25 protein-coding genes are annotated in these 21,999 nt (G+C 64.0%); all 25 read left to right on the plus strand.

What is annotated here, in order from left to right; genetic code table 11:
- Nucleotides 1-38: 38 nt before the first annotated feature.
- The 25 genes from DYST_RS19430 (at nucleotide 39) to ybgF (ending at nucleotide 21,998) form a co-directional block, all read left to right on the plus strand.
- Complete coding sequence (locus DYST_RS19430; RefSeq protein WP_275666874.1) at nucleotides 39-1,004, plus strand: cobyrinate a,c-diamide synthase; 966 nt, start codon at nucleotides 39-41, stop codon at nucleotides 1,002-1,004.
- A complete protein-coding gene (locus tag DYST_RS24080) occupies nucleotides 886-1,338 on the plus strand; it encodes a hypothetical protein (protein ID WP_275666875.1) in 453 nt (150 codons plus the stop codon). The genes DYST_RS19430 and DYST_RS24080 overlap by 119 nt, the downstream gene beginning before the upstream one ends.
- A complete protein-coding gene (gene cbiB / locus DYST_RS19435) occupies nucleotides 1,338-2,264 on the plus strand; it encodes an adenosylcobinamide-phosphate synthase CbiB (RefSeq protein WP_428993996.1) in 927 nt (308 codons plus the stop codon). Before DYST_RS24080 ends, cbiB begins: the two co-directional genes overlap by 1 nt.
- Nucleotides 2,257-3,255: a threonine-phosphate decarboxylase CobD gene (gene cobD / locus DYST_RS19440; RefSeq protein WP_239947682.1), complete on the plus strand. Its 999-nt coding sequence runs from the start codon at nucleotides 2,257-2,259 to the stop codon at nucleotides 3,253-3,255. The genes cbiB and cobD overlap by 8 nt, the downstream gene beginning before the upstream one ends.
- Nucleotides 3,252-4,736 carry a cobyric acid synthase gene (locus tag DYST_RS19445; protein WP_239947684.1) on the plus strand — a complete coding sequence of 495 codons (1,485 nt, stop codon included), beginning with the start codon at nucleotides 3,252-3,254 and terminating at the stop codon, nucleotides 4,734-4,736. The genes cobD and DYST_RS19445 overlap by 4 nt, the downstream gene beginning before the upstream one ends.
- Nucleotides 4,724-5,245 carry a bifunctional adenosylcobinamide kinase/adenosylcobinamide-phosphate guanylyltransferase gene (cobU, locus tag DYST_RS19450; RefSeq protein WP_239947685.1) on the plus strand — a complete coding sequence of 174 codons (522 nt, stop codon included), beginning with the start codon at nucleotides 4,724-4,726 and terminating at the stop codon, nucleotides 5,243-5,245. Before DYST_RS19445 ends, cobU begins: the two co-directional genes overlap by 13 nt.
- A complete protein-coding gene (gene cobT, locus DYST_RS19455; RefSeq protein WP_102300857.1) occupies nucleotides 5,242-6,291 on the plus strand; it encodes a nicotinate-nucleotide--dimethylbenzimidazole phosphoribosyltransferase in 1,050 nt (349 codons plus the stop codon). Before cobU ends, cobT begins: the two co-directional genes overlap by 4 nt.
- Nucleotides 6,288-6,866: a histidine phosphatase family protein gene (locus DYST_RS19460; RefSeq protein WP_102300856.1), complete on the plus strand. Its 579-nt coding sequence runs from the start codon at nucleotides 6,288-6,290 to the stop codon at nucleotides 6,864-6,866. The genes cobT and DYST_RS19460 overlap by 4 nt, the downstream gene beginning before the upstream one ends.
- Nucleotides 6,863-7,582 (plus strand): adenosylcobinamide-GDP ribazoletransferase, encoded by a 720-nt coding sequence (locus DYST_RS19465; RefSeq protein ID WP_239952159.1) that lies wholly within the window; start codon nucleotides 6,863-6,865, stop codon nucleotides 7,580-7,582. Before DYST_RS19460 ends, DYST_RS19465 begins: the two co-directional genes overlap by 4 nt.
- 101 nt (nucleotides 7,583-7,683) lie before the next feature.
- On the plus strand, nucleotides 7,684-8,016 hold the full coding sequence (locus DYST_RS19470) for an FmdB family zinc ribbon protein (RefSeq protein ID WP_239947687.1): 333 nt from the start codon (nucleotides 7,684-7,686) through the stop codon (nucleotides 8,014-8,016).
- Between the two features lie 125 nt (nucleotides 8,017-8,141).
- Nucleotides 8,142-8,753, plus strand: coding sequence for a DUF3011 domain-containing protein (locus tag DYST_RS19475; RefSeq protein ID WP_239947689.1), 612 nt, complete (start codon nucleotides 8,142-8,144; stop codon nucleotides 8,751-8,753).
- A 131-nt stretch (nucleotides 8,754-8,884) separates the two neighbouring features.
- Nucleotides 8,885-10,654 carry an aspartate--tRNA ligase gene (gene aspS / locus DYST_RS19480; RefSeq protein ID WP_239947691.1) on the plus strand — a complete coding sequence of 590 codons (1,770 nt, stop codon included), beginning with the start codon at nucleotides 8,885-8,887 and terminating at the stop codon, nucleotides 10,652-10,654.
- A 355-nt stretch (nucleotides 10,655-11,009) separates the two neighbouring features.
- Nucleotides 11,010-11,453, plus strand: a complete 444-nt coding sequence (locus tag DYST_RS19485; RefSeq protein WP_343214840.1) for a hypothetical protein — start codon at nucleotides 11,010-11,012, stop codon at nucleotides 11,451-11,453.
- 103 nt (nucleotides 11,454-11,556) lie between these two features.
- A complete protein-coding gene (locus DYST_RS19490; protein ID WP_102300852.1) occupies nucleotides 11,557-12,291 on the plus strand; it encodes a YebC/PmpR family DNA-binding transcriptional regulator in 735 nt (244 codons plus the stop codon).
- Between the two features lie 36 nt (nucleotides 12,292-12,327).
- Nucleotides 12,328-12,846 carry a crossover junction endodeoxyribonuclease RuvC gene (gene ruvC, locus DYST_RS19495; protein WP_102300851.1) on the plus strand — a complete coding sequence of 173 codons (519 nt, stop codon included), beginning with the start codon at nucleotides 12,328-12,330 and terminating at the stop codon, nucleotides 12,844-12,846.
- Nucleotides 12,843-13,442: a Holliday junction branch migration protein RuvA gene (ruvA, locus tag DYST_RS19500; RefSeq protein WP_102300850.1), complete on the plus strand. Its 600-nt coding sequence runs from the start codon at nucleotides 12,843-12,845 to the stop codon at nucleotides 13,440-13,442. Before ruvC ends, ruvA begins: the two co-directional genes overlap by 4 nt.
- A gap of 27 nt (nucleotides 13,443-13,469) precedes the next feature.
- The gene (locus DYST_RS19505; protein WP_102300849.1) at nucleotides 13,470-15,347 is read left to right on the plus strand and encodes a potassium transporter Kup; all 1,878 of its coding nucleotides are present in this window, start codon (nucleotides 13,470-13,472) and stop codon (nucleotides 15,345-15,347) included.
- 97 nt (nucleotides 15,348-15,444) lie between these two features.
- On the plus strand, nucleotides 15,445-16,494 hold the full coding sequence (ruvB, locus tag DYST_RS19510) for a Holliday junction branch migration DNA helicase RuvB (protein WP_239947696.1): 1,050 nt from the start codon (nucleotides 15,445-15,447) through the stop codon (nucleotides 16,492-16,494).
- A 4-nt stretch (nucleotides 16,495-16,498) separates the two neighbouring features.
- Nucleotides 16,499-16,921 (plus strand): tol-pal system-associated acyl-CoA thioesterase, encoded by a 423-nt coding sequence (gene ybgC / locus DYST_RS19515; protein WP_428993997.1) that lies wholly within the window; start codon nucleotides 16,499-16,501, stop codon nucleotides 16,919-16,921.
- 27 nt (nucleotides 16,922-16,948) lie between these two features.
- Nucleotides 16,949-17,635: a protein TolQ gene (gene tolQ / locus DYST_RS19520; RefSeq protein ID WP_102300846.1), complete on the plus strand. Its 687-nt coding sequence runs from the start codon at nucleotides 16,949-16,951 to the stop codon at nucleotides 17,633-17,635.
- A 16-nt stretch (nucleotides 17,636-17,651) separates the two neighbouring features.
- On the plus strand, nucleotides 17,652-18,089 hold the full coding sequence (gene tolR, locus DYST_RS19525; RefSeq protein ID WP_102300845.1) for a protein TolR: 438 nt from the start codon (nucleotides 17,652-17,654) through the stop codon (nucleotides 18,087-18,089).
- The gene (locus tag DYST_RS19530; RefSeq protein WP_102300844.1) at nucleotides 18,086-19,033 is read left to right on the plus strand and encodes a cell envelope integrity protein TolA; all 948 of its coding nucleotides are present in this window, start codon (nucleotides 18,086-18,088) and stop codon (nucleotides 19,031-19,033) included. The genes tolR and DYST_RS19530 overlap by 4 nt, the downstream gene beginning before the upstream one ends.
- An 11-nt stretch (nucleotides 19,034-19,044) precedes the next feature.
- Nucleotides 19,045-20,367, plus strand: a complete 1,323-nt coding sequence (tolB, locus tag DYST_RS19535; protein WP_239947703.1) for a Tol-Pal system beta propeller repeat protein TolB — start codon at nucleotides 19,045-19,047, stop codon at nucleotides 20,365-20,367.
- Between the two features lie 249 nt (nucleotides 20,368-20,616).
- Nucleotides 20,617-21,123 (plus strand): peptidoglycan-associated lipoprotein Pal, encoded by a 507-nt coding sequence (gene pal / locus DYST_RS19540; RefSeq protein WP_074550438.1) that lies wholly within the window; start codon nucleotides 20,617-20,619, stop codon nucleotides 21,121-21,123.
- Nucleotides 21,123-21,998: a tol-pal system protein YbgF gene (gene ybgF / locus DYST_RS19545; RefSeq protein ID WP_239947704.1), complete on the plus strand. Its 876-nt coding sequence runs from the start codon at nucleotides 21,123-21,125 to the stop codon at nucleotides 21,996-21,998. Before pal ends, ybgF begins: the two co-directional genes overlap by 1 nt.
- Nucleotide 21,999: the final 1 nt, after the last annotated feature.

The raw sequence follows: 21,999 nt of genomic DNA on the forward strand, positions 1-21,999 counted from the left end.
TCCGGGCGTGTCGAGTGGGTAACGATCAGGAGTCATCGATGAGCGGCCAAAGCGTCTCGTGTCCGGCATTGCTGGTGTCTGCACCGGCGTCGGGGCAGGGCAAGACCTCGGTGACGGCAGCCCTGGCGCGCTGGCATACCCGCAACGGCAAGCGGGTGCGTGTGTTCAAGACGGGGCCGGATTTCCTCGACCCGATGGTGTTGGAGCGGGCGAGCGGCACACCGGTGTACCAGCTCGATCTGTGGATGAATGGCGAGGATGATGTGCGTGCGCGGCTGCATGAAGCGGCTGGCGCGGCGGACCTGATCCTTATCGAAGGCGTGATGGGCCTGTTCGATGGCGGCCTGTCCAGCGCCGATCTCGCGCAGCGCTTCGATGTGCCCGTGCTGGCCGTGATCGACGGATCCGCCATGGCGCAGACGTTCGGCGCGCTCGCGCTCGGGTTGGCGCGTTATCGCGAAGGCCTGCGCGTGCATGGCGTGGCCGCCAACCGGGTGGGCAGTGCATACCACGCACAATTGCTTGCCGGCAGCCTGCCGGGCGATTTGCATTGGCTCGGAGCATTGCCGCGTGACGCGGCGATGGCGCTGCCGGAGCGACACCTAGGCCTGGTGGCCGCCGCGGAGCTGAGTGATATCGATGCGCGGCTGGACGCACTGGCCGACGCATGGGCGGCGCATGCCTCCGCCGAACTCCCTCCACCAGTGTCGTTTCCAACCGCCTCGCGCTCTGCCGTGCCGAAGACGTTGCATGGAGTCCGCATTGCTGTTGCACGCGATGCAGCCTTCTGTTTCCTCTATCCGGCCAATCTCGACTTGTTGCGCGAGGCCGGTGCGGAGTTGCGGTTCTTCTCGCCACTGGCGGGCGAGGCGTTGCCTGCTTGCGATGCGGCATGGTTGCCGGGGGGGCTACCCCGAGCTGCACTTGCTGACGCTTTCGCAACAGGACGCCTTGCGTCACGAGCTGCACGCACACGTGGAGGCCGGCCGCCCATTGCTTGCTGAATGTGGCGGCATGCTCTACACGCTCGAATCGCTGGCGAGTGTCGACGGCTCCGCGTTCCCCATGGCGGGGTTGTTGCGGGGGCGTGCGCAGATGCAGTCGCGTCTGGGCGGTCTTGGTATGCAATGCGTGGCACTGCCTGAGGGCGAGCTGCGCGGGCATACCTTCCACTACGCCTTGGCGCAGATCGACGAAACACCTCTGGCCATGGCGAGTAATCCCGACGGCGGACCGAGCAGAGAAGGTGTGTATCGGCGCAAGCGTTTTACGGCGAGCTTCATGCACCTCTACTTTCCTTCCAATCCTGACGCAGCAGTAGCCTTGTTCCGACCATGATGACCGCGCTGGCCATGGTGTTGGCGGTACTGCTGGATGCGTGGCTCGGCGAACCACGGCGATGGCATCCGCTGGTGTGGTTTGGACGTCTGTCACGTTTCATCGAATCTCGCTGCCACGCCGATCGGCGCATCGCCGGTGTTCTGGCGTGGGCGTTGGCCGTACTTCCGCTGACAGCGGTGACATGGTGGCTGGATGTCTGGTTTCTGCATGGGGCCTCGTGGCTGTCGTTCGCTTTCGAGGTGTTCGTGCTCTATCTCGTCATCGGTTTGCGTAGCCTTGCCGATCACGCCATGCCTGTCGCACGTGCGCTTATCGATGGCGACCTCGTTGGCGCCCGCGCTGCGGTGGGGCGCATGGTGAGCCGGGATACCGGTGTACTGGACGATGCGCAGGTTGCCGCGGCGGCGACGGAATCGGTGCTGGAGAACGGCAACGACGCGGTGTTCGGCGCGCTGTTCTGGTTTGCCGTGCTCGGCGCGCCCGGTGCTGTGCTTTACCGGTTGGCCAATACGCTGGATGCGATGTGGGGTTATCGCATCGCACGTTACGAGCGCTTCGGCTGGGCCGCGGCGCGCATCGATGACGTACTCAATTTTCTTCCGGCGCGGCTCACCGCGTTGAGCTATGTGCTGCTGGGTGATGCGACGCGTGCATGGCGCTGCTGGCGTACGCAGGCACCGCAATGGGATAGCCCCAATGCCGGGCCGGTGATGGCGTCGGGCGCAGGTGCGCTCGGGGTGTGCCTCGGCGGTGCGGCGCCTTACGACGGGGTGTGGGAACTGCGTCCAGCGCTTGGTGAGGGTGAGCCGCCTGACGCGCATGCCATCGTGCGCGCGTTGCGGCTGGTTCGGCGCAGCGTTGCCTTGTGGCTGGGCGTGATGGTGCTGCCAGGACTCGTGCGATGGGGCGCTGGCCATGCTTGAGCATGGCGGACGCCTGCTGCAAGCGGCCCGTACCTACGGCATCCCACCAGATCGCTGGCTGGATCTTTCCACCGGCATCAGCCCGTTTGCATGGCCTGTGCCGTCGGTGCCCGCTTCGGTGTGGCAGCGTCTGCCCGAAGACGATGACGGACTGGTGGAGATCGCCTGTGCGTATTACGGCGCGTTGCACGTACTGCCTGTCGCCGGTTCGCAGGCCGCCATCCAGGCCTTGCCCGTGTTGCGTCCGCCGTCGCGTGTGGGCGTGATTGCGCCCGGCTACAACGAACATGCGCATGCGTGGCGCCGTGCCGGTCACATGGTGGATACGCTGCCTGCAAGCGCCTTGCTGGCTGACGTGTCGCGTTTCGATGTGATCGTGCTGATCCATCCGAACAATCCCGGAGGCGATCGGTTCGATCCGGCGGCCTTGCGCGCCTGTCATCAGGCGCTGGCATCGCGTGGTGGCTGGCTGATCGTCGATGAGGCTTTTATGGACGCGACGCCGGGCGAGAGCTTGTGCGGCGAGACGTGGCGCGAGGGTCTGATCGTGCTGCGCTCCGCAGGCAAGTTTTTCGGGATGGCCGGTGCGCGCGCGGGATTCGTCGCGGCGCACCCCGAGTTGCTCGAGGCGTTGCGCGACCGGCTGGGTCCATGGACGCTCAGCGGGCCGACGCGTTTCGTGTTGAAGCAGGCGCTTGCCGATGTGGCCTGGCATGGCGAGGCACGCGAGTGGTTGCGCTCGGCCAGCGATCGCCTGGCGTCGATGCTGTCGCGTTATGAGATGGTGCCCACCGCAGGCTGCGCCTTCTTCCAGTGGTGGCAGAGCATGGGTGCAGAATCCGTGCACGTGGCTTTTGCGCGGCAGGGCATCCTGACCCGGCTGTTCTCGACACCGGCCAGCCTGCGTTTTGGCCTGCCCGCCGATGCCGAGGCTTTCCAGCGACTCGACGAGGCGCTGCAATCACTCAAGCGGGAGAAGCCGTCGCTATGACTGCCGGTGTGCTGATGGTGCAGGGCTGCACGTCCGATGCGGGCAAGAGCACGCTGGTCGCGGGCCTGTGTCGATGGCTGTATCGGCGCGGCGTGTCGGTGGCGCCGTTCAAACCGCAGAACATGGCGCTCAATTCCGCGGTGACGGTGGATGGCGGAGAGATCGGTCGCGCCCAGGCCGTGCAGGCGCAGGCTGCAGGTTTGCTCCCGCATACCGACTTCAATCCCGTGCTGCTCAAGCCCAACAGCGATATTGGTGCGCAGGTGATCGTGCATGGGCATGCCATAGCCACTATGGATGCGCGCCACTATCACGACTACAAGCGCATCGCGATGGACGCCGTACTGGCCTCGCACCAGCGGCTGGTGGATCGCTACCAGGCGGTGATCGTCGAGGGCGCCGGCAGTCCCGCCGAGATCAACCTGCGCGATCGCGATATCGCCAACATGGGCTACGCAGAAGCGGTGGACTGCCCGGTCATCCTTATCGCTGACATCGATCGCGGCGGCGTGTTTGCACACCTGGTCGGCACGCTGGCGCTGCTCTCGGAAAGCGAGCGGGCACGTGTGGGCGGCTTCGTGATCAATCGCTTCCGTGGCGACATCGCCTTGCTGCAGCCAGGGCTGGATTGGCTGGAGCGGGAGACCGGCAAGCCGGTGCTGGGCGTGTTGCCCTATCTGCATGGCCTGCAATTAGAGGCCGAGGACGCCCTGCCACGCGAAGCCGCCGTCAAGGCGAACGCCCGGCTGCGCGTGGTAGTGCCGGTCTTGCCGCGCATCAGCAACCACACCGATTTTGATGCGCTGCGTGCGCATCCGGATGTCGAGTTTCAGTTCGTGGGTGCGAATGAATCGCATCCAGCGGCGGATTTGATCGTGTTACCCGGCTCCAAGAACACGCGCGCCGATCTTGCGTGGCTGCGTGAGCACGGGTGGGACGAAACGCTGGCGAGACATCTGCGCTATGGCGGCAAGGTGATTGGCATCTGTGGTGGCTTCCAGATGCTGGGGCGATTCGTGCATGATCCACAGGGTATCGAGAGCACGCCGGGCTCGAGCAATGGACTGGGTTGGTTGCAGATGGAGACCACGCTGGAAGCACGCAAGCAATTGCGGCGCGTGGAGGGAAAGCTAGTCCTGGAGGGTGCAAAGGTGAGTGGCTATGAAATCCACTGCGGCGTCAGTCGCGGCGAGGCGCTAAGCCGACCGGCGAGCGTCCTCGGCTCGGGCGAACTTGACGGTGCGCTGACGGATGACGGCCAGATCCTCGGCACCTACCTCCACGGGCTGTTCGACGAGCCGCAAGCGCTTGCGGCGCTGCTCAGCTGGGCGGGCCTGCGGGATGCCGCTCCACTGGACATGCATAGGCTGCGCGAGGCGAGCATCGACCGCGTGGCTGACGCCGTGGAGGCTCATCTGGACACGACGGCCTTGTGGCAATGGCTGCAGCCTTCAGGGGAGCCCTTGCCATGCGTACGTTGATTCTTCGGGGCGCCCGTTCCGGCAAGAGCGCGCTGGCTGAGCGTATGGCTACCGCATCGGGGCACGAGGTGGTCTATATCGCGACGGCGCAGGCGCACGACGCGGAAATGGCCGCGCGTATCGCGCACCACCGCGCACAGCGTCCCGCGCACTGGCTGAGCGTCGAAGAACCCCTGGCGCTGGCGGCCGCGCTGGAGGCGCATGCGCGCCCAGGCCGCTGTGTGCTGGTGGACTGCCTCACGCTGTGGCTCAGTAATCTGCTGGGTGACGCCGATAGCGAACGTTTCAAACAAGAGCACGATGCATTGCTGCACCTGCTGCCTTCGTTGAAGGGGCAGGTGCTGATGGTCAGTAACGAAGTGGGGCTGGGCGTGGTTCCCATGGGCGAGCTATCACGCCGTTTCGTCGATGAAGCCGGTCGTTTGCACCAGGCGCTCGCCGCCCAGTGCGAAAGGGTGCTGTTCGTGGCCGCCGGATTGCCGTTGCCCCTCAAAGGAAGCCTTGCATGAGCCAAGACTGGCTGACCGAACCGTGCTTTGCCATTGATGAGGCGAGCCGTCAGCGCGCGCTGGAACATCAGTCGCAGCTAACCAAGCCGCCGGGTTCGCTGGGCACGCTGGAGACCCTGGCCGTACGCCTGGCCGGCATGCAGCATGTGGTGACGCCTTCGGTGCAGTCGGTGTGGATCAGCGTGTTCGCGGGCGACCATGGCGTGGCGGCCGAAGGCGTGTCCGCGTTTCCTCAGGTGGTCACGGGGGAGATGATCCGCAACTTCGCCAATGGTGGCGCGGCCATCAGCGTGCTCGCGCGCAGCCTTGGCGCCATGCTTGAAGTGGTGAACCTGGGCACGGTGAACGATCCAGGCGAGCTGCCCCATGTGCGCCGCGCGGTTATTGCCTCGCAGACGCACAACTTTTGCGAGCGCCCTGCCATGAGCGCGGTGCAGTTGGAGCTCGCGTTGCGTGCCGGCGTCGAGAGCGCACAGGCAGCGCAGGACGCTGGGGCAAAACTGTTTATCGGCGGCGAGATGGGCATCGCCAATACCACCTCTGCCGCGGCACTGGCCTGCGGCCTGCTGGGCGATTCCCCGGGTGCGCTGGCCGGCGCCGGCACGGGCCTCGACGCCAAGGGCATCCAGCACAAAGTGACGGTGATCGAGCGTGCGCTGGCGCTTTATCCGTCGGACGATGACGACGCGTTAGCCTGGCTGGGGCGCGTGGGCGGCTTCGAGATCGCCGCATTGTGTGGCGCGTACATCAGTGCGGCGCAGCGGGGTATTCCCGTGCTGATCGATGGCTTCATCACCACCGCCGCGGCGCTGGCGGCGGTACGCATCAATCCGTCGTGCCGCGCGTGGATGTTCTTCGCGCATCGTTCGCGCGAGCGCGGCCATGCGCGCCTGCTGTCCGTGCTGGAGGCCGATCCCTTGCTCGACCTTGGCCTGCGTCTGGGCGAGGGCAGTGGTGCGGCGATGGCGGTGCCGCTGATGCGGCTGGCCTGCGACCTGCACTCCCGCATGGCGACCTTCGCACAGGCGGGGGTGAGCGGCACATGATCGGCAAACATGTCGGTATCGATCTGTTGCGGCATGGCGATACGGGGCAGCGAAGTTATCGGGGTCAACTCGACGATCCGCTCAGTGCGCTCGGCTGGAGTCAGCTGCGGGCGGCCATCTTTGGGCGCAGTTGGGATGCCATCGTGACTTCGCCGTTACGTCGCTGCGCGGAGTTTGCGCAGGATTTGGCGCGAGCGCGCCGCGTGCCGTTGCGCGTCGATCCGCGCCTGGTCGAATACCACTTTGGTAAATGGCAGGGCGTGCCCATCGAGACCCTGGCGAAAGACCAGGGTGACGCGCTGGGCCGTTTCTGGAGCGATCCGGTGGCGCATCCACCGCCGGGTGGTGAGGCGTTCGCCGACTTCCGCGATCGCCTGTGCGCGGGTTTGAACGACGTGGCTGAGGCGGCGCAGACGCAGCGTGTTTTGGTGGTGACGCATGGCGGAGTGATCCGCTTGCTGCGTTGTGAAGCGGAAGGCCGTGATTTCGGCGAGATGGCCAACATCGACGTGCCGCATGCATCACTGCATCCACTGCACTGGGCCGCGCCATCCGGGGCGCAGGCTAGCGCCTGATGCGCGGTTTGTTCGCCGCCATCGGCTTCCTCACGCGCGTGCCGGTGCCGGCGCGCGTGTTTGATGGTACGGCTTCGCCGTCGGCGCAACTGGCGTGGTACCCGGTCGTTGGCTTGTTGATCGGTGGCGTGCTGTGGTGCCTGGGCTGGTTGTTGTCCGGGGCGCCGCCGTTGCTGGCAGCCGGCCTGCTGCTTGCCGCCTGGGTGGTGCTTACCGGAGCGTTGCATCTGGATGGCCTGGCCGACAGTGCGGACGCATGGGTTGGTGGTCTGGGCGACCGCGAGCGCACGCTGACCATCATGAAGGACCCGCGCAGTGGCCCGATCGGCGTCACGGCCGTCGTGTTGGTTCTGCTGTTGAAGTTCGCCGCGCTGGCGAGTCTTCCGCATCCTTCGGCGGCTTTGTGGCTGGCGCCGCTGCTGGGGCGTGCCGCGCTGACGCTGGCCTTCATGACGACGCCCTATGTGCGCAGCGGTGGGTTGGGTAGCGGCCTCGTCGGTGAGTCGCGGGGTGCCTGCACGCTGGCTGTGTTGTTGACGGTGGTGTGCTGCCTGCTTGCCGGCTGGCTTGGCTTGCGCGCACTTATCGTCGCCGGGGTGGTTTTTACCTGGTGGCGATGGGCGTGCTGGCGTCGCCTCGGCGGCATGACCGGGGACACCTGCGGAGCGCTCGCCGAATTGAGTGAAATGGCCGTGCTGGTGGCGTTGGCGCTCTAGGTATCTGCGCAAATCGTTGAATTCGAGCCGTTCGCCTCGATAATGGTGGGCTGTCGCCGGTAAGTGATCTGGCGCGCGGCGACCGAGCCTCCGGAGTTTCCATGCCTGTTTACGAATTTGAATGCAGCAGCTGCGGCCATCGTTTCGACCGCCTGCAAAAGATGTCCGATCCCGATCCGTCGGTGTGCCCTGCCTGTGATGTGGCCGAAGTGAAGCGCCGCCTGAGCGCGCCGGGTTTCCGTCTGGCCGGCAGCGGCTGGTATGAGACCGACTTCAAGAAGGACGGCGACAAGAAGCGCAACCTGGCTGGCGACGGCGGGGCAGCTTCGTCGGGGTCGTCCGGCTCTTCCGGTTCGTCGAGCTCGTCCAGCTCATCAAGTTCCTCTGGCACATCCAGTTCTTCAGGGTCATCCAGCTCATCCAGCGATAGCTGATCGGGCGATCTGCCTGAACGGCGGATAGCCGTCCGGCATGTTTTTGCGATAAGTCGCAAGATATTCAAATCCGGTTGAAGATCCGCCCACTAGCGTGATGCCCCATCACAGCAAGGAGTGGGTGGATGTTCCGGACAAGAACGGGCTTGATGGGCGTGGCGGCGGGCCTGTTGGCCGGCCTGATGTGGGTATCCGCACCGGCCGTGCATGCACAGGGGCGGGACTCGATACGTTGCGGCAGCAACGACGGGCGTTTTCAACGTTGCCAGGTGCCCTGGCGCGACGCCGAGATCATCCGGCAGGAATCGAACAGCCCGTGCACGCGCGGCCAGACCTGGGGCGTCGATCGCGGCGGCCTGTGGGTGGATCGCGGTTGCCGTGGACAGTTCGTCGAGATGGGCCGGGGCGGCGGCTATCGCCCACCGGATGGTGGCTACTACCCGCCGGATGACGGTCGCTACCCGCCGCCGGGCTATCCGCCGCCGGGTTACCGTCCGCCGGACAACGGCTGGCGGCCGGGCCCTGACTGGGATCGCGAGATCCGCTTTCAATGCGAGAGCAATAGCCACGAGTACCAGTTCTGCCAGGTAGACGTGGGCGGGCGCGGTGACGTGCGCCTGGTGAGGCAGCTTTCCGGCACCGGTTGCCAGGAGGGTTACAACTGGGGCTGGAATCGCGCTGGCGTGTGGGTTTCCAAGGGCTGCCGCGGCCTGTTCTCGGTCAATCGTCGCTGGTAAGCGGCTAAAAACGGGCATCGGACGCGGTTGCACGCCGCGTTCGATGGCCGCCCCTGGGCATGCCGGTGTTAACATTCCGGGTCTTCTTGTCCACGCATCACGCCGCCCAGACGGCCCGGAGTTCCAAGCGCATGCGCACGCATTTTTGCGGCCTCATCGATGAGGCACTGGTCGGTCAGACCGTCACCCTGTGTGGCTGGGTCAATACGATTCGCAAGCAAAGTCACGTGGCTTTTATCGACCTGCGCGACCATGAGGGCCTGGCCCAGGTGGTGATCGAACGCGAGAACGACGAAGCTTTTACCCTGGCGGACCAGATCGGCAACGAATACTGCCTGCGCGTCACCGGCACCATTCGCAAGCGCCTGTCGGTGAACGACAAGTTGCGTACCGGTACGGTGGAACTGTTGGCCGACAAGGTCGAGATTCTCAACGCCGCGAAGGATCTGCCGTTCGCGATGCACGAGAACCCCAACGAGGACATGCGGATGACTTACCGCTACCTCGACCTGCGCCGCCCCGACATGCAGAAGATGTTGCGCACGCGCATCAAGCTGGTGCAGGCGCTGCGCCGTTACCTCGACGCACGTGGCTTCCAGGACGTCGAAACGCCCATCCTCACCAAGGCCACGCCGGAAGGTGCGCGCGACTACCTCGTGCCCAGCCGTGTGCATCCGGGTCAGTTCTACGCGCTGCCGCAGTCGCCGCAGCTGTTCAAGCAGATCCTGATGATGGCCGGCTTCGATCGCTACTATCAGATCGCTCGCTGCTTCCGTGACGAAGATTTGCGCGCCGACCGCCAGCCGGAATTCACCCAGCTCGACCTCGAGTTCGCCTTCGTCGAAGAAAAGGACGTGCAGGATTTTGTCGAGGCGCTGATCCGCCACGTGTTCAAGGAAGTGGTGAACGTCGAGCTCGACGAGGCGTTCCCGCGCATGACCTGGGCCGAAGCCATGCGTCGTTTTGGCTCGGACAAGCCGGACCTGCGCATCGCGCTGGAGCTGGTGGATGTGGCCGATGCGCTGAAGCACGTCGAATTCAAGGTGTTCGCCGAACCGGCCAACGCCCCGAACTGCCGCGTTGCGGCGCTGCGGGTGCCGGACGGCGCCAACCTGAGCCGCAAGGACATCGACGGGCTCACCGAGTACGTCGCCAGGTACGGCGCGAAGGGTCTGGCCTGGATCAAGGTGGACGATCTCGCCAAGGGCCGTGACGGCGTCAACTCGCCGGTTGCCAAGTTCCTCGACGACAAAGCGTTGGACGCGGTGCTCAAGGCTACGGGTGCGCAGTCGGGCGATATCGTGTTCGTGGGCGCCGGCACGTGGAAGGTCGTCACTGACTTCATGGGCGCGCTGCGCCTGAAGGTCGGCAAGGATCGCGGCCTGGTCGAAAACACCTGGAAGCCGCTGTGGGTCACCGACTTCCCGATGTTCGAGTACGACGAGGAAGAAAAGCGTTTCGTCGCGCTGCATCATCCGTTCACTGCGCCGAAGGTCGATGACATCGCCGACCTGCGCGCCAATGCTGCCATCGCGGTGAGCCGCGGTTACGACATGGTGCTCAACGGCAACGAGATCGGTGGCGGCTCCATCCGTATCCACCGCCCGGAGATGCAGAGCACGGTGTTCGATCTGCTGGGCATCGGTCCGGAAGAGGCCGAAGCCAAGTTCGGCTTCCTGCTCAAGGCGCTGAAGTTCGGCGCGCCGCCGCACGGTGGCTTGGCCTTCGGCATCGACCGCATTGCGGCGCTGATGGCGGGCACGGAATCGATTCGCGACGTGATCGCCTTCCCCAAGACCACCAGTGCGCAGGATCTGATGACGGATGCACCGTCGACGGTCAGCGACGCGCAGCTGAAGGAGTTGCACGTGAAGGTGGCGGCGGAATCCAAGTCGGCTTGATCAAGGCATGGGTGACGTGCGAGTCGCACGTACCTGACCCGCTAGTCGCGGGTCTGCGTCGCGGTCGCGCCGCAACTTTTCTTGCAGAATGGACTCTTCAGAATGACCGGGTTTTCAAGCCCGGTCATTTCTTCCTCCATCGATGAATGCCCCGCACACCCCATGACCGATCACGTCATTCTCCTGCACGGCCTGTGGATGCGCGGCTTTGCGCTCCTCATGCTGCACCGGCGGATGATGGAGGCCGGCTTCCGTGTTCATCGCTACGACTACATGAGCGTGGCTGCCACCCAGTCGCGCATCCTGGGCAGCCTGCAGTCGCGCGTCCAGGAACTCAGGGCAGGACGGACACACCGTGCATCTGGTGGGCCACAGCCTTGGTGGCCTGCTGGCCTTGCGCGCCTGTGCGGAGGGCGAACTGCCTCCCGGGCGCGTGGTCTGCCTCGGCTCGCCGCTCAAAGGCAGTGCGGCTGCGCGCCGTTTTGCCGGGATGGGGCGCGGCGGTGAGGTCTTGCTTGGGCACAACCGCGAATTGCTGGAATACGGTTTCGACCGCTGGGACGGTGAGCGCGAGGTTGGCGTGATCGCCGGCCGGGTGCCGTTGGGCCTGGGGGCGATGATGGGCCAGTTCGACAGCGACAATGACGGTTGCGTTACGGTGGACGAGACCTGCTTGCCGGGCATTGCCGATCACTGTGCCATCGAGACCAACCATACGGGCCTGCTGTTTTCGCAAGAGGCAGCGCGACAGGTCACGCAGTTCCTCCATAAGGGCTGTTTTGACCACCCGGAAGCCTGAGAAGGCCGCCATCTGGCGTGCTTTGGGATGGCGCTTGCCCGTCTGACACCCTGAAGCGATAGAATTCGCGGCTTGTCCGTCCACCAGCTTTGCAGGAAGTGTCATGGGTAGAGGCCCGTCCATCGAAGGTCGCAAGAACGCCGAAGACGCCAAGCGCGCCAAAGTGTTCACCAAGCTGATCCGCGAAATCACCGTCGCCACTCGCGCCGGTGTGCCCGACCCATCGCTCAATCCGCGCCTGCGTTCGGCCGTGGACAAGGCGTTGTCGGCCAATATGCCCAAGGACACCATTGAGCGCGCGGTCAAGCGCGGCTCGGGCGCCGACGGCGGCGCGGCGATGGAAGAACTGCGCTACGAGGGCTACGGCCCGGGCGGTATCGCGCTGATCATCGACTGTTTTACCGATAACCCGACCCGTACTGTCGCCGATGTGCGCCACGCGCTGACCAAGCATGGTGGCAACCTGGGCACCTCCGGCTCGGTGGCTTTCCAGTTTGCTCGTCTGGGTGAGTTGGCGTTCGCCACCAACGGCGACGAGGCCGCCGAGGAAAAGGTGCTGGAAGCCGCACTTGAAGCCGGCGCCGACGACGTGGTGAACGAAAACGGCGAAAGCACTGTGCTGTGCGCGCCAGAAAACTTCGAAGCCGTGCAGCACGCGCTGACCGCTGCGGGTTTGAATGCGCAGCATGCTGGCGTAGGCATGCGCCCCAGCAACCGCGTGCCGGTGCCGGAAGAGGCACTGGAGCCGCTGCTCGACCTGCTGGAAAAGCTGGACGGGCTGGATGACGTCAGCGACGTCTCACACAACGCATTGCTGCCGGCCGAGGCCGCCAGCTAAATCACCGAGCCGTCCAGGCCCGGTGATACTTCGTCCATGACCCGCATCATCGGCATCGACCCGGGCAGCCAGCGCACGGGTGTCGGCATCATCGATGTCGACGCCAGCGGCAAGCTGTCCCATGTTTTCCATGGCGCGCTGGTGGTGGCTGGCGAGGCCACCTTTCCGCTGCGCCTGAAACGCATATTTGACGAGCTGTGTGACATCATCGCCGCCCATCGACCGGACGAGTGTGGCGTGGAGCGCGTATTCATGGCGCGCAACCCGGACTCGGCATTGAAGCTGGGGCAGGCGAGGGGCGCCGCGATATGCGCGGTGGTCAGCCAGGGGATCGCGGTGCACGAGTACGCAGCGACGGAAGTCAAACAGGCGGTGGTCGGCAGCGGCCGCGGCGACAAGACCCAGGTTCAGCACATGATTGGTGTCCTGCTTGGACTCAAGGGCCCGTTGCAGGCCGACGCGGCGGACGCACTCGCCATCGCGGTGACTCACGCCCACACCCGCGCAAGCCTTGCGCGCGTGGGCATTCCCCGTACCGCCTGGAGGCGTCGATGATTGGTCGTTTGCGTGGCACCCTCATTTCCAAGCAGCCGCCGTGGCTGATGGTGGAAGTGGGTGGGGTGGGCTATGAGCTCGAAGCGCCCATGTCTACCATTTACGACCTGCCGCCCACCGGCAAGGAAGTCATCCTGCTCACGCATTACGCTGTAAAGGAAGACAGCGTGGCGTTGTACGGCTTCATGCACGAAGCCGAGCGCAGCTTGTTTCGCAACTTGCAGAAGGTCAGCGGCATCGGCGCGAAGATCGCGCTCGCCGTGTTGTCGGGCGTGGCCACGAATGATTTTGCACGCCTGGTGCAGGCTGGCGATGTGGTGGCCCTGACCAAGATTCCGGGTATCGGCAAGAAGACGGCCGAACGCATGGTGGTGGAGCTGCGCGATCGCGTGGACGGGCTGGCTACCACCTTGCCCGGCGCTCACCCCATGACAAACGGCGCGCCGCTTGACCCGGCTGGCGAAGCCACCGTGGCGCTGCAGCAGTTGGGCTACAAGCCGGCGGAAGTGACCCGTCTGGTGCAAAAAGTCGCCGCCGAAGGCGACACCGCCGAAGCTATCATCCGCAAGGCGCTGCGCGCCGCACTAGGGAATTAAGACGTGACCCCGGATTCCGCACAAGGCATGTCCGACGCTGAAACCAAACGGCGCCTGGCCGCGCTCGCGCTCGGCGCGATCGGCGTGGTGTACGGCGACATTGGTACCAGCCCGCTGTACACATTGCAGACCACGCTCAGCCACGACGGCATGAAGCCGACACCGGAGAGCATCTACGGCGTGCTGTCGCTCATCTTCTGGGCGCAGATCATCGTGGTGTCGCTGAAGTATGTGGTCTTCATCATGCGCGCCGACAACAAGGGCGAGGGCGGCATCATGGCGCTGCTCGCGCTGGCACTGCGCAGCGTGCGTGGCGATGCGCGTCAGCGCTGGCTGCTCGCCATCATCGGCATCTTCGGCGCCTCGCTGTTCTACGGCGACGGCGTCATCACACCAGCGATCTCGGTGCTGTCGGCGGTGGAAGGCGTCAAGGTTGCCGCCCCGAACCTTGGTCACTGGGTGGTACCAGTCACGGCCGTCATCCTGTTCTTCCTGTTTGCGCTGCAGCGCCATGGCACGGAGCGTGTAGGCAAGTTGTTCGGCCCGGTGATGGTGGTGTGGTTCATCGTGATCGCGTTGCTTGGCCTGCGCATGGTCGCTCACAACCCGCATGTGCTCTGGGCGATCAATCCCTACTACGGGGTGAAGTTCTTCTTTACCCATGGGCTGCAGGCGTTCATTGCGCTCGGCGGCGTGGTGCTGGCATTGACCGGTGCAGAGGCGCTGTACGCGGACATGGGGCATTTCGGCAAGCGGCCGATCCGTCTCGCGTGGTTCAGCTTTGTGCTGCCCGCCTTGGTGCTCAATTATTTCGGTCAGGGTGCGCTGCTGCTCGACCACCCGGAAGCGATCGATAGCCCGTTCTTCAAGCTCACGCCCGAGCCGCTGCTGTATCCCATGATTGGCCTGGCAACCATTGCCACGGTCATTGCCTCCCAGGCCGTCATCTCCGGCGCGTTCTCCATGACTCGCGAGGCGATGTCGCTGGGCTACTCGATGCGCATGCCGGTGGTGCATACCTCGCGCGAGATGTCCGGCCAGATCTTTGTGCCGTGGGTGAACAACTTCCTGCTCATCATGGTGCTGGTGGCGGTGGTTGGCTTCCGCAGCTCGGATAACCTGAGCGCGGCCTACGGTATTGCGGTGACGGGCACGATGACCATCACCACCATCCTCGCGCTGATCGTGGCTCGTCGCCAATGGCACTGGAATCGCCTCACTGTCATCGTTGCGGGCGTGTTGCTGCTCGCCATTGACCTGTCGTTCCTGGGCGCCAACCTGATCAAGATCGAGTACGGCGGTTGGTTCCCGTTGGTGCTCGGCGTTGGCATCTTTATCGTGATGACCACCTGGCGTCGCGGTCGCGAGTTGGTGGTGCGCGAGATCAAGCAATCCGGCCTGGCGCTGGAGCCCTTCATCGAGAACATTGCCGAGCATCCGCCGCTGCGGGTGCCAGGTACGGCTGTGTTTCTTACCGCCAACCAACATGCTGTGCCACATGCGTTGCTGCACAACCTCAAGCACAACAAGGTGCTGCACGAGCGCAATGTGCTGCTGACCGTGGAAATGCTGGAGACGCCGACGGCCGATCCGGGTGAGCGCATCGAGATCACTGAACTTGGCGGCGATTTCTACGGCCTGGCGTTGCGCTTCGGCTTTGCGGAAGATCCGAATATCCCAAGCGCGCTGACCAAGTGTTCCAAGAAGGGTCTGCCGTTCGACATGATGGATACCACCTTCTTCCTGTCGCGCGAGAACATCATTGCGGATGCAAAGCGACCGGGCATGGCGTTGTGGCGCGACAAGCTGTTCGCCTTCATGGCTCGCAATGCGCTGCCTGCGACGGCGTTCTTCCAGATACCGGGCAATCGTCTGATCGAGTTGGGCGCCCAGGTAGAAATCTGATGAAAAAGGCGTCTTCGGACGCCTTTTTCTTTGCAGGGCAAGGCGGGACGGGCTTTTTTCCATGCCTGCGTCATCGTGCTCTGCCATAATTTCGCCTATGACCGAACACCGCATCGTCACCGCCGCCGCCCAGATGGACGACGAGGCCCTGGAAGCCTCGATCCGTCCCAAGCGGCTGGCCGAGTACCTGGGCCAGCAGGCGGTGCGCGAGCAGCTGTCGATCTACATCGAGGCCGCCAAAAAGCGTGGCGGCGCACTGGACCACGTGCTGATCTTTGGCCCTCCGGGCCTGGGCAAGACCACGCTCAGTCATGTGATCGCCAACGAGCTGGGCGTCAACCTGCGTTCCACCTCTGGCCCCGTGCTTGAAAGGGCAGGGGACTTGGCCGCGCTGCTGACCAATCTCGAGCCGCACGACGTGCTGTTCGTGGACGAGATCCATCGCCTTTCACCCGTGGTGGAGGAAGTGCTCTACCCGGCGATGGAAGACTTCCAGATCGACATCATGATCGGCGAGGGCCCCGCGGCACGCTCGATCAAGCTGGACCTGCCACCCTTTACCCTGATCGGTGCTACCACGCGCGCCGGCCTGCTGACGGCGCCGCTGCGTGACCGCTTCGGTATCGTGCAGCGTCTGGAGTTTTATTCGCCCGACGAGCTCACCGCCATCGTGCGTCGCTCGGCGCGCATCATGGGTATTCCCTGTGAGCTTGAGGGCGCGCAGGAAATAGCCCGCCGTTCGCGTGGCACGCCACGCATCGCCAACCGCCTGCTGCGTCGCGTGCGTGATTACGCCGAGGTGCGGGCGGATGGTCAGATCACCCATGACGCCGCGCGTGCGGCGACGAACATGCTCAAGGTCGACGCCGAAGGGTTCGACGAGCTGGATCGTCGCCTGCTGTCCATCATCATTGAAAACTTCGATGGTGGCCCGGTGGGCGTCGAGTCGCTCGCGGCTGCCCTCAGCGAAGACCGCGGCACCCTCGAGGACGTGGTCGAGCCCTACCTGATCCAGCAAGGCTTCCTGGTGCGTACCGCGCGCGGTCGCATGGCCAGCGCCAAGGCTTGGCGTCACCTGGGCCTGACCCCGCCGCCGCGGCAACCCGTGGCCGCCGACCTTTTCATCGGCGATAACTCCGATGTCTGACGCTATGCCAGCCAACGCCGGCAACCCGTTCCAGTGGCCGGTGCGCGTCTACTGGGAAGATACCGACGCGGGCGGGGTGGTCTACCACGCCAGCTATCTGCGTTTCATGGAGCGTGCCCGCAGCGAATGGCTGCGCGCCATGGGTATCAACCAATCCCTGGTCAAGGAAAGCTCGGGGTTGGCCTTCCTGGTCCGGGAAATGCAGATCGATTTCCTCAGGGCGGCCCTGCTGGATGATGAACTGTCGGTAAGCGTGGAAATCAAAGAACGGCGGGCAGCCAGTATCCTTTTCGCCCAGACGATCCGCCGGGCGGACGGTGCGGAGCTGATCCGCGCGAAAGTACGCGTGGCGTGCGTCGACATCCACCGCATGCGTCCGGTGCAGATTCCGGCCGACCTCATCCCCGGCCTTCCCCCTAAAAATTAAGCACGTGCGCTGGAGAACCTTCAAGCAATGAACGGTGGACTGAACATTTTCAAACTGATCGCGGAAGCGAGCGTTCTGGTACAGGCCGTCCTGCTGGTCTTGCTGGTGTTCTCCTTCCTCTCCTGGGTGATCATCATCCGCAAACACCAGCAGCTGAAGAAGGCGATGGAAGAGGCGGAGGGCTTCGAGGAGCGCTTCTGGTCCGGCGCCGATCTCGCCCAGCTGTTCCGCGAAGTCAGCAACCGCGGCGCGGAAAACGGCGGCATGGAGAACGTGTTCGAGTCGGGTTTCCGCGAGTTCGTGCGTCAACGTCAGCGCCGCGTGCATGACCTGCGCATCGTCATCGAAGGCTCCGAGCGCGCCATGCGCGTGGCTGGTACCCGCGAGATTGGTCGCTTGGAGCGCAACCTGGAATTCCTCGCCAACGTGGGCTCGATCAGCCCGTACGTCGGCCTGTTCGGCACCGTCATCGGCATCATGGGCGCCTTCCAGGGCCTGGGTGAAATGAAGGACGTGACCATCGCTGTGGTCGCCCCGCACATTTCCGAAGCGCTGATTGCGACCGCCATGGGTCTGTTCGCGGCCATTCCGGCGGTGTGGGCGTACAACCGTTTCGCCAACAAGGTTGAGCGCGTCGCCTCGCGCTACGAAGTGTTCCAGGAAGAGTTCTCTTCGGTGCTGCAGCGCCAGATCCAGACCGACGAAGCGGCCTGAGCAGAGGAGCTAAGCGATGCGTAGCTCTATGCGCCACAAGCGCTTCAAGCTGAAATCCGAGATCAACGTCGTTCCCTACATCGACGTGATGCTGGTGCTGTTGATCATCTTCATGGTCACCGCGCCCATGATCAACAAGAACGTCGACGTCAATCTGCCGCAAGCGAACGCGAAGTCGCTGCAGGACAAGAAAGATCCGGTGATCGTCGTGGTCGACCAGAACGGCCAGTTGTACCTGACCATGGGCACGGAGAAGCGTCAGCCCGTCGATGCCGCCACCATGCAGACCAAGGTTGGCGCGTTCGTGAAGGCCAACCCGGAGGTCAGCGTGCTCGTGGCTGGCGATCGTGATGGCAAGTACGAAGGCGTGTACCAGGTGCTGGCCCAGTTGCAGCAGGCCGGCGTGGCCAAGGTCGGTCTGATGAGCGCGCCGGAGTCGGGCACCAAGAAATGAGGGCCGACTCCCCCAAGGGCACGTCCAAGGCGGTTGTCCTTTCCGCCGTTCTCCATCTAGGCATCGTGGGCTTCCTGGCCCTCGCGGTGGTGCCGTGCTCGTTCTACGAAAGCCTGTTCGAGACGCTGCACCTGCCGGCCGACTGGAACCCGATCACCTGCACCAAGCCGGTGTCCCTGCAGGGTGAAATCATCGAGGCCGAGCTGGTGGGTGTCACCGGCGCGCCGCCCCCGAAGTCGGCGAAGGTCAATAAGCCCGTACCGGTCACCGTGCCGCCGCCGCCGAGCGTGCCGCCACCGCCCTCGGAAGAAACGCCGAAGATCAAGACCTTGCCGCCTCCGCCTGAGCATCCGGATACGAAGGATCAGGAAAAGGTCGTGGCCGAAGGTATCCAGAAGGCAGAGGACGCCAAGAAGGAACAGGAAGAGAAGCAGCGCCAGCGCGCCGCCGAATTGGACGCCCAGGCGGCCAAGCACAAGGAAGAAGAGCAGAAGAAGGTCGACGAACTGTTCGCCAAGATGGACGCGGCCGACAAATCCGTGAAGCAGGCGCAAAGCAAGGCCAACCAGGCCAAGCAGCAGATGCAAGATCTGAAGAACGCGCAGGACAACGGCGTCGACAACGTGCCTTATGCAGCCCAGAAGCAGACCGGCAGCAATGGTCCAGACGCCGGGTTGCGCGCGCAATATCTCGCGGCGATTCAGAATTCGCTCAAACAGAACTGGGTCGGCCCGGATAACATGCCGACCAATCAGCAATGCCTGCTGCATATCGTGCAGTTGCCGGGTGGTCAGGTCGTCAGTGCCAAGGTCGACTCGAGCTGCCCGTTTGACGACGCAGGCCGCAAATCCGTCGAAGACGCGGCCATGAGGGCCAACGAGTTGCCATACAAGGGATTTGAAAGTGTCTTTAGCCGCACTGTTGATATGTACTTCAAGCCATAGGTGATGACCTGATGAAAAAGACTTCCCGTTATCTGGTCCTCTTGCTTGGCATCCTGGGCCTGCTGTTCGCGGGTCTGGTATCCGCGCAGACCTCCACCCTCACCGGCACAGTGGAAGGCGTGACCAAGTCGGCCACGCCGATTGTCGTCGTGCCGTTCGCGCAGGCGGGTGGGGCACCGCTGCCCACCGACATCGCCGATGTCATGCGCAACGACTTCAACCGTTCCGGCAAATTCCGCTCGCTCGCCAAGAGCGAAATCGTGGAAACGCCGTCGAAGGGTGCGGACATTAACTTCGCCACCTGGCGCCTGCTCAAGCAGGACTACATCACCGTGGGCCGCATTAGTGATGCTGGCGGCGGCATGATGCGCATCGAGTACGAGCTATGGGACGTCAACCGTCAGCAGAGCCTGCTTGCCCAGGCGTATACCGCACCGGCCGGTGACCTGCGCGGCGTAGCCCATCAGATTGCCGATGCGATCTACGAAAAAATCACCGGCGTGCGTGGCGCGTTCTGGACCCGCATCGCGTACATCACCGCCGTGGGCCTGGGCAATAACACCACCTACTCGCTGATAGTGGCCGACTCGGACGGTTACAACCCGCAGGTCGTGGCCCGTTCGCGCGAGTCGCTGTTGTCCCCCTCCTGGTCGCCGGACGGTCGCAAGATCGCCTACGTGTCGTTCGAAAGCGGCAACTCGGCCATCTACGTGCAGGACATCACCACCGGTTCGCGCCAACTGGTCTCGGCCCGCGCCAAGGGCATCAATGGTGCGCCGAACTTCTCCCCGGACGGCTCGAAGCTGGCGTTGGCCCTTTCCTATCAGGGCAACCCCGAGATCTATTCGATGGACCTGGGCTCCCGTGCGGAGACCCGCCTGACTAACAACCTGGCCATCGACACCGAGCCGCGTTGGACCCCGGACGGCCAGAGCATCATCTTTACCTCGGACCGTGGCGGTAAGCCCCAGCTCTACCAGATGTCGGCGGGCGGCGGCGGTGCCGAACGCATCACCTTCCAGGGCCAGTTCAACGCCAACGCCTCGATCAGCTACGACGGCAAGCAGATCGCGATGGTGCAGGGCAACGGGAACGTGTATCGTATTGCTATCATGGATCGCAGTCTGGGTGGGCAGGTGCGCTTCATCTCGCCGGGTCCGATCGACGAAACACCGAGTTTCGCGCCGAACGCGAGTATGTTGCTGTACGCCGCATCCGAAGGAAGACGTGGCGTGCTGTACGCAGTGTCCGCAGATGGTCTCGTCCGTCAGCGCTTGGTACTGGCCGACGGTGACGTTCGCGAACCGGCTTGGGGTCCCTATCGTCAGCGATAAGCAGTTCATGTCGAGGCGCGAAAGCGTCACGGCAATGTGATCCGAGCGTGAAGGTTTAGGCCTCACGCCGGATCAAACAGCTTGCCCGCCGCGGCAATCCGTCGCGGTAGGCGGGGCAGGCGGTTGCGAGACAGCGCACTGCCGGCAGCAAAATGTCAAAATAACAGCCGGTTCACCGGCGAACACTGTCCCGAAACCGCAATCATCATTGACTGTCGGAACTCAAACCTGTTTGAAGGAACGTCCACCATGAATAAGACCGTTCGCGTCGCCCTGGTCGCCCTGCTCTGCGTTGGCGCGGCCGCATGCTCGAAGAAGCAGGAAGTCAAGCCGCAGCCGCAGCCGGAAGCGCCGATGACCACCCCGGCTCCGTCGACCGCTGGCAAGTACACCCCGGCTGATCTCGATACCGATGCCTGCCTGCGTCAGCGCGTTGTGTACTTCGATTTCGACAAGGACGAAATCAAGCCGGAGTTCCAGCAGATCATGGCGTGCCACGCCAAGTACCTGCAGGATCGCCCGATGGCGCAGATCCGTCTGGAAGGTAATGCTGACGAGCGCGGCACCCGCGAGTACAACCTCGGCCTCGGCGAGCGCCGTGGTAACGCGGTGTCCAGCGCCCTGCAGTCGAACGGCGGCTCGGCCAGCCAGATCAACGTGATCTCGTATGGCAAAGAAAAGCCGGTGTGCCGTGAGCACAACGAAGACTGCTGGAGCAAGAACCGTCGCGTCGAGATCGTCTACACGGCGAAGTAATGAAGAAGCGACTGGCTAATAGCTTCACGGCCAGGATGGGCATGGCGGGCGCAATCGCGTCCGCCATGCTTTTTAGTATCCCGGTCCACGCACAGGATTCCCGCCTCAGCCTCGCCGACCGCGTGTCGCGGCTAGAGCAGCAGGCGCAGAATCAGAACGGCACCACGCTGGTCAACCAAGTGCAGGCGCTGCAGTCACAAGTGCAGCAGATGCAGGGCCAGATCGAGGAACTGCAGCACCAGTTGCAGGAAGCCAACGACAAGAACAAAGCGCAATCCACGGATTTTGATTCGCGTCTGGGCCGCCTTGAAAGCGGTGCCGGTGCTGCGGGCGCCAATCCGGGGAATGCCGTTGCGCCGAATACCCCTGCACCCACAGTCATTGCCGCCCCGGTTGCTCCGCCGCCGCCAGCGGCAGGCACAGGCAAGGCTGCTGCAGGTGCGCCACCGGTTGCGACGGGCAAGGGCGCCGCGGGTGCCAACAATGCCACGGCGCAGGCCGCCTACGACGACGCCTTCAAGTCGCTGCGTGCTGGCGACTACGTGAAGTCCTCGCGTGATTTTCGCAATTTCATCCAGCAGTATCCGGACAGCTCGCTGCTGCCGAATGCGTTCTACTGGCTGGGCGAGTCGTATTACGCCACCAGCAATTACCAGGTGGCGATGGAAGCGTTCCAGCATCTGGTCAGCCAATTCCCGCAGAGCGAGAAGGTGCCCGACGCGCTGCTCAAGGTGGGCTACAGCCAGATCGAACTCAAGCAGCTCGATGCCGGTAAGACCACGCTGAAGAACGTGACTGCGAAGTACCCCGGCTCCCGGGCTGCAGGCCTAGCCCAGGAGCGCTTGCGCCGCCTGCAGGCCCAGCCGGCCAACTGAG

Source organism: Dyella terrae (assembly GCF_022394535.1).
Taxonomy (GTDB): Bacteria; Pseudomonadota; Gammaproteobacteria; order Xanthomonadales; family Rhodanobacteraceae; genus Dyella.